Genomic DNA, 14,127 nt, shown 5'->3' with positions numbered 1-14,127 from the left:
GCCATGCAGATACCGTCCCGCCTGCGTGCCGCGCTGCTTGCGCTTGCCGCCCTCACCGTTCTTGCGCTCGCCCTGGTGGTCGTCACCGTCCCGCTCGACGAACGCTCGCAGTGGAGTTTCGCGATCGCCTCGATCGTCGGCGCGATGCTGATCGGCCGGGTGAAGAGCCGCCGCACGACGCTCACCATCGCCGCGCTCTCGCTGCTCGTCTCGACGCGCTATATCTTCTGGCGCACGACGACGACGCTCGAATTCGACAGCGTGCCCGCCGCGCTGCTCGGCAGCGGGCTCTATCTCGCCGAACTTTACGCATGGGTCATCCTCGCCCTCGGCTTCCTGCAAACGAGCTGGCCGCTCGACCGCCCGGTGGTCGAGGTGTCGGGCGATCCCGATCAATGGCCTACGGTCGACGTCTATATCCCGACCTATAACGAAAGCCTCGAGATCGTTCAGAACACGGTCTTTGCGGCGATGGACATGGACTATCCCGAGGGCCGGTTCCGTGTCTTCATCCTCGATGACGGACGCCGCCCCGAATTTCAGGCTTTCGCGCGATCGGCGGGCTGCGGCTATCTCACCCGCGCCGACAATCTTCATGCCAAGGCGGGCAATCTCAACGCCGCGATGCGCAAGACCGACGGCGAACTGATCGCGGTGTTCGACTGCGATCACGTCCCCACCCGCGCCTTTCTCCAGCTCACCGTGGGCTGGTTCCAGCGCGATCCCAAACTGGCGCTGATGCAGACGCCGCACCATTTCTATTCGCCCGATCCGGTGCAGCGAAACCTGTCGATCGACAAGGACATGCCCGGCGAAGGCGATCTGTTCTACGGCGCGGTCCAGAAGGGCAACGATCTGTGGAACGCCACCTTCTTCTGCGGGTCGTGCGCGGTCATCCGCCGCGACGCTTTGGAAGAAACCAACGGCTTTGCCGGCGAAACGGTTACCGAGGACGCGCACACCGCGCTCAAGCTCCAGCGCATGGGGTGGAACACCGCCTATATCGGCGTCCGGCTGTCGGCGGGGCTCGCCACCGAAAGGCTCGTCCTCCATGTCGGCCAGCGCATCCGCTGGGCGCGCGGGATGACGCAGATCTTCCGGATCGACAATCCACTGCTCGGGCGCGGGCTCAGCTGGCAACAGCGGCTTTGCTATCTGAACGCGATGCTCCATTTCCAGTTTCCGCTGCCGCGCATCGTGTTCCTTACCTCGCCGCTCGCCTATCTGATCGCGGGGCAGAACATCATCAACGCCTCGGCCTCGCTGATCTTCGCCTATGCGCTGCCCCATCTCTTCGTCTCGATGCAGTCGAGCGAGCGGATCCAGGGTGGCGACCGGCGCCCCTTTTGGGGGGAGATCTACGAAACGCTGCTCGCCTTCCATCTCGTGCGGCCGACGGTGCTGACGCTATTCCAGCCGCGCAAGGGCAAGTTCAACGTCACCGACAAGGGGGGGCTGCTCGATCGCACCTATTTCGATTTCTCGATCGTGAAGCCGCACCTGATCACGATCGCGCTGCTTGCGCTGGGCGTCGCCTTCGGCGTCGTGAAATATCTGTTCTTCCCGCACCTGTTCAACATCCAGGGCGATACGCTGCTGCTCAACACCGCCTGGGCCAGCTTCAGCCTGCTCATCCTTCTTGCCGCCGTGTCGGTCGCGCGCGAACGCCGCCAGACGCGCCAGCATATCAGAATCAATGTGGAGATGCCGGTGACCCTCTATTTCGAGGATGGTTATGTCGTCGAAGGCAAATCGCAGAATATCTCGATGGGCGGTCTCGCCGCCCGCATGCCTGAAGGCTTTGCGCTGCAGGGCCGCACCGTAACCGACATCGCCATTCCGATGGGCAGCGACACGCTCACCATCCCGGTCGATACGCTGCGCATGGAACGCGGCATGGCGCAGGTCCGCTTCCAGGCGCTCGACCGTGCCCGCGCGCGCCTGCTCGTCCGCGCGGTCATGGGCCGCGCCGATGCATGGGAAAGCACGCGCATCGAAAAAAGCGTGTCGGGCGTCCGCTCGATCCGCGACATCGTTGCGGTCGACAGCAGCACCATCGGCCGCATCGTCACCGCCCCCGCCACGCGGCGGCGCAAGCGGCGCCTGTCCTCGATCGCGGGCGCAGGGGCGCTCCTCCTCTGCGCGCTCGGCCTCACCGCCGATCCGGCACAGGCCCAGGCCAAGGCGGCCGCGCCCGCGGGCGACGCCGTGGCCGCGATCCCCGCGTCAACGGCACCCGGCGCCTCGCGCCAGCGGATCACCTTCAAGGATTTGCGCGTCAACAACGCCATCCGCCTCGCCGGCACGCGCGGCGAGGTCGGCATTCCCTTCGGCGTCCGCAACGATCAGGTCGTCACCAATGCCAGCCTGACGCTCAACTTCGCGCATTCGCCCGCGCTGCTCGGCGATCTCAGTCAGCTCGTCGTGATGCTAAACGGCGAGGTCGCCCGCATCATCCAGCTCGATCCCGCCGCCGCTGAGGGCCAGATCGTCACCATCCCGATCAACCCCGCGCTCTTCCTGCCCGGCGACAACCAGCTCAACCTGCGTTTCCTCGGCCATTATGCGCGCGATTGCGAGGATCCCTTCCATAGCTCGCTCTGGGCGAACATCAGCAATGTCCGCTCCTATCTCGATCTCTCGGTCCAGACGCTAGGCCTCGCCCCCAATCTCGCCCGCCTGCCCGCGCCTTTTTTCGATCGGTTCGACAGCCTTCCGCTGAAACTGCCCTTCGTCTTCGCCGGCGCGCCCAGCAATGGCGAGCTTGAGGCCGCCGCCAGCCTTGCCTCATGGTTCGGCGGCATGGCCAGCTATCGCGGCTTCTCGTTCAAGCCCGCCTATGCGCAGCTGCCGCGCGGCAATGCGGTGGTCTTCCTCACCCCGCGTCGCCCGGTCGCAGGCGTCAGCGCCAACATCACCGGCGCGTCGATCGCGGTGATCAAGAACCCCGCCGATCCGATGAACGAGCTGCTGCTCGTCATGGGCCGCAACGACCGCGAACTGAAGCTCGCCGCCGCCGCGCTCGCCTCGGGCAAGGGCGTCTATGCCGGGGCGCAGGTCTCGGTCGACGGAGTCCGCATCCCCAGCTATCCGCGCTACAGCGCGCCGCGCTGGCTGCGCACCGATCGCGCCGTGCGTCTGGGCGAAATCGTCGACGGCTATTCGCTTCAGGGCATGGGCCTGCCGCCGGGGCCGCTTTCGGCCGGTTTCCGCGTCGCGCCCGATCTCTTCTTCTGGCCGCGTCAGGGCGCCACGCTCAACCTCGCCTATCGCTATCCCACCGCGCCCTGGCTCGATCGCCGCGCCTCGCGGCTCGATGTCTCGATCAACGCCAATTATCTGCGCACGCTCAAGCTCTCGGGTGACAGCTGGTGGAGCCGGATGACCGGCGGTCAGGCCGCAACCTCGGAAACCTCCAAGGCCTCGGTCGTCCTCCCGCGCTACAACCTGTTCGGCCAGAACCAGCTGGTCTTCGACTATAATCTGATCATCGCCGACAAGAAGAAGTGCGAAGGCACGCTGCCCGATAATGTTCGCACCAGCATCCTGCCCGAAAGCACGATCGATCTGACGCACGCCTATCACGCGCTGATGATGCCCGACCTCGCAACCTTCGCCAATGCGGGCTACCCCTTCACCGTGAAGCCCGATCTTGGCGAAACAGCGGTGGTGATGGCGCAAAATCCCAGCCCCGCCACGGTCGAGGCGTTTCTCGGCCTGATGGGGCGCTTCGGCGATTCCACCGGCGCGCCGACAACCTCCATAACCGTCACCCGCCATGCCAATGAAGGTCAGCTTGCGGGCAAGGATATTCTGGTCATCGGCGGCACCCAGCTCGCCCAGCTGGGCGATCTCTTCGGCAACGGCCCGGTCCGCTTCGAGGATGGCCGCCTGCGCGTGGCCGAACGCACGCCGGTTGCCCGCGTGTTCGATCTCTTCTCCCCCTTCCGCCGCAAGCCGGCCGAGGCGGACGCGTTCCTCTACGCCACCGACAATTTCGCGGGCATCGCCAGCTTCCAGTCGCCCTATACCGCCAAGCGCACGGTGATCGCGCTGCTCGCCTCCGATCCGGTCAGCCTGCCGCTGATGGTCGACGGGCTTGCCGATGTGAAGATCAACGCACAGGTGCAGGGCGATCTTTCGGTGGTCAACGGCGACGGCATGTCCAGCTTCGCCGTGGGTGACAGCTACTGGGTCGGCGACCTGCCGATCTGGGTGCGCATGGCCTATTGGTTCAGCCGCCATCCGCTGCTGATGGCGCTGTCCGGCCTGATCGTCGCGGTGCTCGTCTCCGGCCCCATCTACATGGTCCTCAAGCGTCAGGAACGCAAACGCCTGGCCGCTGTGGAGAGTGACAATGCGTAAATCCCTCACGCTGGCGGCGCTGGTGCTGCTCGGCACCACCGCCCTGCCCGCAATCGTTCAGGCGCAAACCCCCGCCGTCAACGCGCTGCTCGAACAGGCACGTTACTGGCAGGGCAAGGGGCGCCCCGATCTCGCCAGCCAGGCCTATCGCCGCGTGCTCGCGATCGATCCCGCCAATGCCGTGGCCAGGCGAGCGCTCGCCGCCCCCAGCCGCGCGCCTGCGCCCGCGCCAACCCCGGCAGCAAAGCCCAACGCCCCCGCTTCCACTGCCCAGCCGACACCCACTGCCCCCCGGCCCGCCACGCAGGCCAGCCGCCCCACGCCCGCGCGGCCCGATCGCGGTGGCGATGCGCGCGCCGCCGGGTTCCGCGCGCTCGATGCGGGCAATCTCAAGGCCGCCGGCCAGCATTTCCAGGCCGCGCTGGCCCGCAACCCCAATGATGCCGATGCGCTGGGCGGGCTCGGCATCGTCCGGCTGCGCAGCCAGAATTTCATCGAGGCGCACGATCTGCTCCAGCGTGCATCGCGCACCGGCTCCGCCGCCAAATGGGCCGAGGCGCTGGCATCGGCGCGCTTCTTCGCGGGCATGGCCGAGGCGGAAAGCGCCGCCGATGCGGGGCGTCTGACCGAGGCGCAGGAAATCGCCGAAACGCTCGTCGCCTCCGATTTCGCCGACAAGGCGCCCGCCTTTGATCTGCTCGGCGGGATTTACGAACGGCAGGGCCGCTATGCCGACGCCGCCCGGCTCTACACGCAGGCTGCGGGCAGCGGTGCTGGCACGGCGCAGGGTTCGGTCCGCGCCCGGGCCATCCGCGCGCAGGCGCTTGAGGCGGCCTCGGTCGGCAATGGTGCCGCCGCCGAACAGCTGTTCCAGCGCGGCATGCTCGCCGATCCAAAGGATCCGTGGATCCGCTACGAATTTGCGCGCTTCCTTGAAAAACAGGGGCGCCGCGCCGATGCCGATGCGATCATGGGCGCGCTGCGCAGTTCGTCCGAACCCGATGCGCTCTATGCCGCCGCATTGCTGCTGAGCCAGACCAACCGGCCCACCGATGCCGAGGCGCTGCTCGACCGGATTCCCGCATCCGCACGGACCGGGGAAATGCGCAGCCTTGCGCTCGGCATCAAGGCCGATGCCGCGATCGCCCGCGCCCGCGCGCTCACCGCGCAGGGCCAGGGCGGGCAGGCGATGGCCGCGCTCCGCCAGTTGGCCGACACCCCCGGCCTCACCCTCGCCAATCGCGGCGCGCTCGCCGATGCGCTGTTCGATCTCGGCGATAGCGCCAGCGCTTCGTTCATCGCGCAACAGGCGCTGTCCGAAGGCGGCGGCGATCCCGAGGCCTATGAACCGCTGGTCCGCGTCCTCGCCAAAAGCGGGCAGGATGCCTTTGCCGCCGCCGCCGTCCAGCGCGCGGCCGAACGCGCGGGCGACGGGGCCGAGGCGCAGCGCAGCGTCGCGCGGCTCAATGCCATTCTTGCCGTCACCCAGGCCGATCGCCTGCGCCTTGGCGGCAATTATGCGCAGGCCTTCGACGTGCTTCAGGCGCAGTGGAACGCCGCGCCGGGCAATATCGAGATATTGTCCGCGCTCGGCCGGCTCTATCAGGCGGGCGGACTTTATCCACAGGCCGCGCAGACCTGGCAGATGGTGCTCAACCAGTCCCCGGCGGACAAGGACGCGATGATCGGCTTCATCGACGCCGCCAGCGCCGCGGGCGATCATGTCCGCGCGCGGCAGGCCGCCGAACGCCTCCTTTCCGCGCACCCCACCGACTACAGCGTCTATATGGCCGCCGCCCGGATGGAACAGGCGCGCGGCGATGAACGCGCAGCACTCCGCTACATGAAACGCGCCCGCGCGCTTTATGTCGGGCAAACGGGCGGCCCCGCGCGCGGCGGCTTTACCGGCACCAATCCCTTTGCCTCGATGGCGGGGGGCGCAACGCCCAACCCCTTTGTCCCGGCGCAGCCCGTCAATCCCTTCGCGCTCGGCCAGCGCCAGCCCGCAGCGCCCTTCCCGGTCCTTCCGGGAACCACCATGCCCGGCACGGTGGCAATCCCCGCGCAGCCGATGACGATGGCGATGGAAAGTTATCCACAGCCCCCTTCGGGCTTCGCGCCCACGGCGCGGCAGGCGATCACCGATCCCGTGCTCCAGTCGATCGAGCGCGACGTCCAGTCGCTCGCCGCAGACACCGGCACGCGCGTCGATGTCACCACCCATTACCGCGATCGTTCGGGCGAAACCGGGCTCAGCCAGTTGCGCGAACTGGGGGGGGAGGCGCAGGTTTCGACCGATTTCGCCGGGGGCCGCGTCTCTGCGCGCGCCAAGGCCGTCGTGCTCGACGCCGGTCGTCCGACGGGGTCGGGGCTGGCGCGGTTCGGCACCAATGGGCTCGCCGAGGCGGCGGGCATCGTGCTCCAGCAGCCCTCCGAGCTCGCCCAGGCCGATACCCAGCACGCCTCGGGCGTCGCGGTCTCGGTCGGCTATGACAGCAAGCTCGTCCAGGCCGATGTCGGCACGACCCCGCTCGGGTTCGAGAAGACCGATATTTCGGCGGGGATCACCGTCACCCCGCGTCTCTCGCGCTACGCCACCGCGCGGATCTGGGCCGAACGCCGCCCGGTCACCGACAGCGTGGTTTCCTATGCCGGCACGCGCGATCCGCTAACCGCTGCCGTCACCCAGACGCCGGGCGTGTTCTGGGGCGCAGTGATGAAGAGCGGCGGCGGCATTTCCTTGTCCTATGACAAGGACGGCAGCGGCGTTTACGCCGATGGGTCCTATTATCGCTATGACGGAACCCATGTCCGCGACAATGAAAGCTATCAGGTCAATATCGGCGGCTATCTCAATCTCTACCGCGATATGCGCCAGAGCCTTTCGTTCGGCGTCAACGTGAATTATCAGGATTATGCCAACAACCAGAACTTCTTCTCGCTGGGGCATGGCGGCTATTTCAGCCCGCAAAGCTTCCTCTCGGTCAGCTTCCCGCTGCGCTATGCGCGGCGGGACGACCGGCTCGATATCGCGGCCAGCCTGACCCCGGGCTATCAGAGCTATGATCAGAGCGCGGCCGCGCTCTTCCCCATGGACTCCGATGCCCAGGACCTGCTCGATTATCTCAAAAGCGTGAACAGCGATGTGCGCGCGCGCTACGACAGCGCCAGCAAGACCGGCTTCGGCATGGCGGCGGGCGCCTCCGCCTATTACCGCGTCACCGAACGCACCCGGATCGGCGGTGAACTGAATCTCAACACCTTCGGCGATTATAACGAATTCAAGAGCCTGCTGGGCATCCGCCAGCAGCTCGGAGGGAACGATTGATGTTCGTTGAACGTATTAAATCCGACATGAAAGAGATCGCGATCCTTTCAGATTACCCGCTGCTGCGCTCCTATCCGGCGCTGCTCGCGGCGATTATCGGAGAGATTGATGAAAACGCCTCCGAAGATCAGTCGCGCGGCTTCTTCAACGCGATCGGCGGGCGGATCGCCGCGCTGCTGCCGATGGCCGAGGTCGACGATGTCGACTTGTTCGTCGATCAGGTGAACGGGCTGTGGGAAGCGCTTGGCTGGGGCACCGCCACGCTCGAACTCGATGATGAGGGCGTGGATATCTTTCATCGCGGCCTGCCCGGCTCGCTCGACGGCGACGATGCCGGCCTGTGGATGAAGGTCGCGCCCGCCATTCTTGAAGGCGCCTATGATCGCTGGTTCCGCGCGATGGGCAGCGCCGATACGCTGAAGACCCGCCTGCTCCGCGCCTCGCCCGAGGTGATCGAACTGCGCCATGGTCTTTGAACGCCGGACGTTTCTGCTCGCGGGCGTCGCGTTCATGGCGGGCTGCGCGCGCGCCTCGCAGGGCAAGCCGCGGGGCGTGAGCGTGTGGAATGATTTCAAGGCCCGCTTCATCCTGCCCGAAGGCCGGGTGGTGGATAGCGGCAACAGCGCGATCAGCCATAGCGAGGGCCAGGGTTATGGCCTGCTGCTTGCCGAGGCGGTAGGCGATCGGCAGAGCTTTGATCGTCTGCTCAAATGGACTGAGGCCAATCTCGCCCGCCCGCATGAGGCGCTGTTTTCGTGGCGCTACGAACCCGGCAAGGGCGTGACCGATCCCAACAACGCAACCGATGGCGATATCCTCATCGCCTGGGCGCTGATGCGCGCGGGCGCGCGCTGGCGGCAGCCCGCCTATACGCGCCGCGCCGCCGAGATCCGTCGGGACATCCGCCGCCACCTTGTCCACGAACAGGGCAAGCGCCAGATCCTCCTCCCCGGCCTTGTCGGGTTCGAACATGCCGATCGGGTGACGATCAACCTGTCCTATTATGTCTGGCCCGCGCTCGATGCGTTCCGCAAGGCGGACGGTGCCGATCAATGGGGCAAGCTCATTACGGATGGCGAGCAACTGCTGATCGACGGCCGCGCCGGTCCGCTCGCGCTCCCCACCGACTGGAGCGATATCGATGCGGAGGGCCGCGTAACCCCCGCGCGCGAACGCCCGGCCCGTTTCGGCTTTGATGCGATCCGCATCCCGCTCTATCTCTCGCTGGGCCGGCGACAACAGGGTGCAGACACCATCACGCGCTTCTGGCGCGGCTATGCCGATCGCAAGGCGCCCATCCCCGCCTGGGTCGATGTGCAGACCGGCGAGACCGCGCCCTATGCCATTTCCGAGGGCGGCTGCGCCGTCGTCCAGCGCGTGCTCGCCGATGGCGCGGTTGCCTGCCCGCAGAACGGCGCCATGGACTATTATTCGACGGTGCTGAAGGCGCTGGCCGAACTCTGAGGCCTGGCGGGGGCGCGGCAATTGACGCGCCCCCCGCCATCCCGCACCTTGGTCCGCGGCGCGCAACCGCATCGCCCGATAACAGGGCATCGCCGCGCCGGTTGAGGGAGAGGATTTTCATGACCAGATTTTCAGCCCTGCGCCGCACCGGCGCGGTGCTCGCCGCGCTGACGCTCTTGCCGCCCGCGACGGCGCTCGCGGAAAAGCCTGTCACCGCCGATCAGGCAACCGACGCGCATCCGCGCCTGTTGCCGCTTCAGGGCGGGCAGAACTTCCGCGATCTCGGCGGCTATCGCACCGCAGACGGCAAGACGGTGCGCTGGAACATGCTTTTCCGCTCGGGCGCTATGGCCGATCTCACCCCCGCCGATTTCGCCTATCTCGGCCGCCTTGGCCTGCGCACCGTGGTCGATTTCCGCTCGAACGACGAACGCGCGAAGCAGCCGATAAACTGGCCCGCATCGAGCGCGCCGACCGTCCTCACCAATGATTATGCGATGGACATGACGCCCGTGCTCAAGGCGTTCATGGCGCCCGATATCGATGGGGAAAAGGCGCGCGCGGCGATGGCGCATTTCTACCGCGACACCCCCTTTGTCTTTGCCGATCAATATAAGCGGATGTTCCGTTCGCTCCTCGACGGCGGGGCGCCCCTCGCCTTCAACTGTTCGGCGGGCAAGGATCGCACCGGCGTCGCGGCCGCGCTCCTGCTCACCGCGCTCGGCGTGCCACGCGAAACGGTGATCGAGGATTATCTGCTCTCCAACCGCTATTACAAACCATCGGCGGGCGGCGAAGACAGCGCGCAGACCGTGTTTTTCCGCACGCTCCCGCCCGAAGCGGTCAAGGCGCTGGTCAGCGTCGACCGCAGCTTTATCGAAGCCAGCTTCGCCGCGATCGAGGACCGCCCCGGCGGGCTCGACGGCTATTTCGCGCAGGAACTGGGGCTCACCCCGGTCGATCGCGCCGCGCTGCGCGCGCGCTATTTGCAATAGAATGGAAAAGGCCCGGCGCATCGGATGCGCCGGGTCCCGAAATCAGAACAACAGCTTGCGGAAGCTCAGCGTGATCCGTCGCCCCTGCGGATCGAGATAATCCGCCTGATAGCGCAGCGGCGTCGCGCCGGTTTCGTCGGTCACGTTCTGGCGCGCATTGAACAGATTCTCCACCGACAGCATCACCCGCGCGCCGCGCAGGAACGGATGCTCGCGCGCCAGCTTGGGCATCTGCCCCAGATTGGCGAAAATGCGCAGGTCGATGGTGGCCAGGTCCGAAAAGCGCAACCGGCTGTTTGCTGATCCCAGCGCGCCGTCGACATGCGTCGCGCTCTGCCAATTGCCCTCCATCCGCACGCCGATGCCGTTGTTCATATACCCCGCCTGCGCCTCTATCTTGTGGCGCGAAGAGCCGCCGCTCGATCCGATCGCATCGCCGTCGAGCAGGTCGAGCTTGGGCAGCCCCGGCGCGATCAGGATCGAATCCTCAAGCGTCCAGTTATGGTACAGCGCGAATTGCAGGCGTCCGCCGCCGCCACCACGCCCAAACCCGCGCGGGCCGCGCCCGCCACCGCCGGGGCCGCCAAAGCCGCGGGGGCCGTCGCCACCGCGCATCTCACCCGAAGGCGGCCGCCCCTCGCCACCACCCTCACCGCGCGGCGGGCGCTCGCCGGAACCGCGCATACCTTCTGGCCGGTCCTCGGGCTTGCTCCCCGCCGCGCGCCAGGCTTCGAACTGCTTTTGCATCCGCGATTTGAGCGGCATCGAAAAATCGACACCCCAGCGCAGCTGCTCGGTGCGCGCCTCGGCGAAATTGATCGGCCGCGCGTCGATCTGGATCAGCCGGCCATCCGCATCGCGCAGGAAACGGTCGCCAAACGCCGCCTCGATCTGCGGCGTGGGGTCGGGAAAGCTCATCACCGGATTGTCGGTGTTCGTGCGCGTGTAATTGGCGCTGAACCGCAGATCGGGCTTAGAAAACGGCTTCACCATCAGCCCCAGCCGGATCAGTTGCTTCTTGCTTTCATCCAGCGTCAGATTGCCACCGGTCACCTGCGAAACATACACCGTCTCGCCCGTCCGGTAATCGAACACGGGCACATTGGGGGTCAGCACCGTCGGGTTGTTGATCTGCGCCCCCGTCGGCGCGCTCCGGCTTTCGGAAACCGAGCCGATGAACCGCACCGCCTCAATCGGCGTCCAGCGCAGGCCATAACCATAGGTCGTCAGCGTCCCGAAATCGGACAGATATTGCACCGCGCCATTGGCATTGAGCGACAGATCACCGATCGCGCTCAGCACGCCCGCGCGGCGGCTGGCAATCGGCAGGTCGATATTGCCCTGTATCCCCGCAATGTCGCGCGAAAAGCCGGTTTCGCTCGGCACGCCGCCGCGCCAGGACCGGCTTTCGAAATCGCGCGTCTCGATGTTGGCAGTGAGGCTAGTCGTCGCCCGGCCCGCGGGCAGCGCGAACAGCGGCCCGCTCACCAGCAGGTCGCCCGCAAAGCCCGAAGATTGCGCGCGCGCGCGGTCGGTCAACCGGCTGGAAAGCAATCCCGGCGCCAGCGCGCCATATGGGTTCACCGTCGCATCGCCACCGAGCAGCGCCGCCTGCAGCGCGCCGATATCGAAGCCCCGGTCGGTCGCGGTGCGCGTCAGCGCATTGTCGTACTTGCCGGTAAAGGTCCAGTTCCACGGCTTGATCGCGCCGCTCAGCGTCAGCCCCACCTCGACATTGCGCGAATTGACGCTCTGGCCCAGCGCCCCCGCCTGATCGAAATAGCGGTGCAACTGCACCGGCCCCGCAAAGGGCGAAAAGGGCGAACCGCCGGGCAAGGTCAGGCTGGCGGAGGGAAGCCCCTGTAGGGAATCGCTGTCGTTCGTCTCGATCAGGATATTGAGCGAGCTTGAAATATCGCCGGGCAGCATCCGTGCGATGCCGGCATTCACCGTCAGATTCTCGGTCGCCGGGCTCAACGTGCGGTATTTGCCAAGGTCGCTGGTCGCGGCAGCGTTCGCGCCGACCACGAAATCATTGAGGCTCGGGCGCCCGCCCGCCGCGCTCCCGGGCACCGCCGCCACGGTCACCGTGCCACCGGCAAGCGCTGACAGCGCCGGATCGATCTCATCCGATGCCGCGCCCGGGACGGCGGTGATATTGCCCCCCAGCGCATAAGGGCGCGACGGCGGCGTCGAAACAATGTCGCGCTCGCTTTCCAGCAAATCGTCGGCCCGGACGTACTTGACGTCGAGGCTCATTCGATTGTCGCCGCGAATGCGCAGGAAATTGGCGCTCACCTGACCGCTCTCGCGTCCGCCATCGGTGGTCGTGCTACCGTACACCGCACCCGTCAGCGCGCGGAAACGCTCGCGCAGGACGATGTTCACCACCTTCTGGTTGGGCGAATAGCCATAGCTCAGCGACACATCCTCGGGCAAAATATCGACGCGCTCGATCGCCTCGGTCGGAATGTCGCGAATTTCGGCAAAGCCCGAGATGCGCTTGCCGTTGAGCAGCATGACGGGCGGTCCGCTCGCCGCATTGGTCTGCGGTGCCAGCGCATCGACCAGCTCTGAAATCGAGCTGACGCCGTAAGCGCGGATGTCGCCGGCGTTCAGTTGCTGCTCGGGCGCGATATTGCCGATCACCGCGCCGCGCTGGCTCTCGGCGGTCACGACGATCTCGTCGTCGATCACATCGGCCATCCCGCCCGTTGCTTCGCTGGGCTCGGTATCGGGGCGCTGCTGCGCCATCAGCGCGGATGGGGCGGCGCCCAGCATCAGGCCGAGCATGAGGACAGACAGGCGGGAAGAGACGGGAGACATTCGAATTCCTGTTACGCAAAACCAACGACACACCGAATAGCGGCGAATTGTCGCAATATTATCGCAGCGCATAATTCTATTGTCGCAAATTGTAACGCCCCCGGCCCGAACCCTTTTTGGGCCGCCGAGCAATTGAGTCATCCGCCTGTCACATAGCCGGCCTAGAGGCGGCGCAGCTGAAATCCCCCTCTCAGCTCCCGAACTTGGACCGGGCCTGTTCCCTTGCAGGCCCGGTCACTCTTCGCTCTCTCGCTATTATTTCGCCGCTTCGGGAAATACCGGCAGCTTGGCGACGTCGCCGGGTTCGTGCTGGATGATCACGGTCGCGCCCTTGTCCCTGGCAATCTGGGCAAAGCGCTTCTGACTTTCGGTCGTCTTCGCCGCATCGGCGTTGAAACGCGGCACCGCTTGGAGCGGCACCTGATCTGCGACATGATAGAGGTCGCCAGTCAACAGCACCGGGCCCTTCTCCGCCAGCTTCACCAGCAAGCCATGATGGCCGTGCGTATGGCCGGGCAGCGCCATCATCGTCACGCTGCCGTCGCCGAACACGTCATGATCGCCCTCGACCGCGATCTTGGGCGCGCCGCCCTTCAGCCAGGGGGCAAGCCGTTCGGGCTCCAGCAGCGGAATGCCCTTGGGGTCCGCCGCCATCGTCTTCATGTCCTCGGCGCCCAAAAGCAGCGTCGCGCCCGCAAAGCTCGGCGCCTGGCTGATATGGTCGTAATGCATGTGGCTGATACCCAGATAGCGGACCTGTTCGGGTTTCACCCCGATCTCGGCCAGCTGATCCACCAGCGTGCGTTTCATGCTGGAAACAATCCCCGGCGGCGATTCCACCGCGCGTCCCGCCAGCTCGGCGCCAAAGCCCGCATCCCACAGCATGTAATCCGCGCCGTGGCGGATCAGGTAACAACTGATGACAAGGTCCTTGCGCTTGCCTTGCAGCGCGCCCGCATCGGAAAACATGTCGAGATCGGCATTGCGCACATGCCCGCATTCCAGCCGCCACAGCGCGATGTTCGCCGCCTTGTCCGCCCCCTTGTCCGGTGCCGCGCCAGCCGGTGCCACCAAGGCCGTCATCGCCGCCAATCCGGCCACCGCTCCCATCGCAACGCGCCGCAAACCCTTCTGCCTGTCGGGCATTTT

General features: G+C 66.3%; 7 protein-coding genes. 5 read left to right on the top strand and 2 right to left on the bottom strand.

The features are described from left to right. Positions 1-3 precede the first annotated feature (3 nt). From bcsA to QYC26_RS13375, 5 genes are all read left to right on the top strand, one after another. Positions 4-4,365 carry a UDP-forming cellulose synthase catalytic subunit gene (gene bcsA / locus QYC26_RS13395; RefSeq protein ID WP_317512722.1) on the top strand — a complete coding sequence of 1,454 codons (4,362 nt, stop codon included), beginning with the start codon at positions 4-6 and terminating at the stop codon, positions 4,363-4,365. Further along, positions 4,358-7,693: a cellulose biosynthesis protein BcsC gene (locus QYC26_RS13390; RefSeq protein WP_317512721.1), complete on the top strand. Its 3,336-nt coding sequence runs from the start codon at positions 4,358-4,360 to the stop codon at positions 7,691-7,693. The genes bcsA and QYC26_RS13390 overlap by 8 nt, the downstream gene beginning before the upstream one ends. Next, positions 7,693-8,169 (top strand): cellulose biosynthesis protein BcsD, encoded by a 477-nt coding sequence (bcsD, locus tag QYC26_RS13385; protein ID WP_317512720.1) that lies wholly within the window; start codon positions 7,693-7,695, stop codon positions 8,167-8,169. Before QYC26_RS13390 ends, bcsD begins: the two co-directional genes overlap by 1 nt. Further along, complete coding sequence (locus QYC26_RS13380) at positions 8,159-9,157, top strand: glycosyl hydrolase family 8 (protein WP_317512719.1); 999 nt, start codon at positions 8,159-8,161, stop codon at positions 9,155-9,157. The genes bcsD and QYC26_RS13380 overlap by 11 nt, the downstream gene beginning before the upstream one ends. Before the next feature lie 119 nt (positions 9,158-9,276). Next, positions 9,277-10,152: a tyrosine-protein phosphatase gene (locus tag QYC26_RS13375; protein ID WP_317512718.1), complete on the top strand. Its 876-nt coding sequence runs from the start codon at positions 9,277-9,279 to the stop codon at positions 10,150-10,152. A gap of 42 nt (positions 10,153-10,194) precedes the next feature. Here QYC26_RS13375 and QYC26_RS13370 read toward each other — a convergent pair whose 3' ends face one another. Together QYC26_RS13370 and QYC26_RS13365 are read right to left on the bottom strand one after the other, a co-directional pair. Beyond that, positions 10,195-12,978 carry a TonB-dependent receptor domain-containing protein gene (locus QYC26_RS13370; RefSeq protein WP_317512717.1) on the bottom strand — a complete coding sequence of 928 codons (2,784 nt, stop codon included), beginning with the start codon at positions 12,976-12,978 and terminating at the stop codon, positions 10,195-10,197. Positions 12,979-13,233: 255 nt separating this feature from the next. After that, positions 13,234-14,124 (bottom strand): N-acyl homoserine lactonase family protein, encoded by an 891-nt coding sequence (locus QYC26_RS13365; protein WP_317512716.1) that lies wholly within the window; start codon positions 14,122-14,124, stop codon positions 13,234-13,236. Positions 14,125-14,127 lie beyond the last annotated feature (3 nt).

It is taken from the genome of Sphingomonas sp. C3-2, assembly GCF_033025475.1.
Lineage (GTDB): Bacteria > Pseudomonadota > Alphaproteobacteria > Sphingomonadales > Sphingomonadaceae > Sphingobium_A.
The sequence above is the reverse complement of the archived record's forward strand: the minus strand, read 5'-3'. Positions and strand labels throughout refer to the sequence as shown.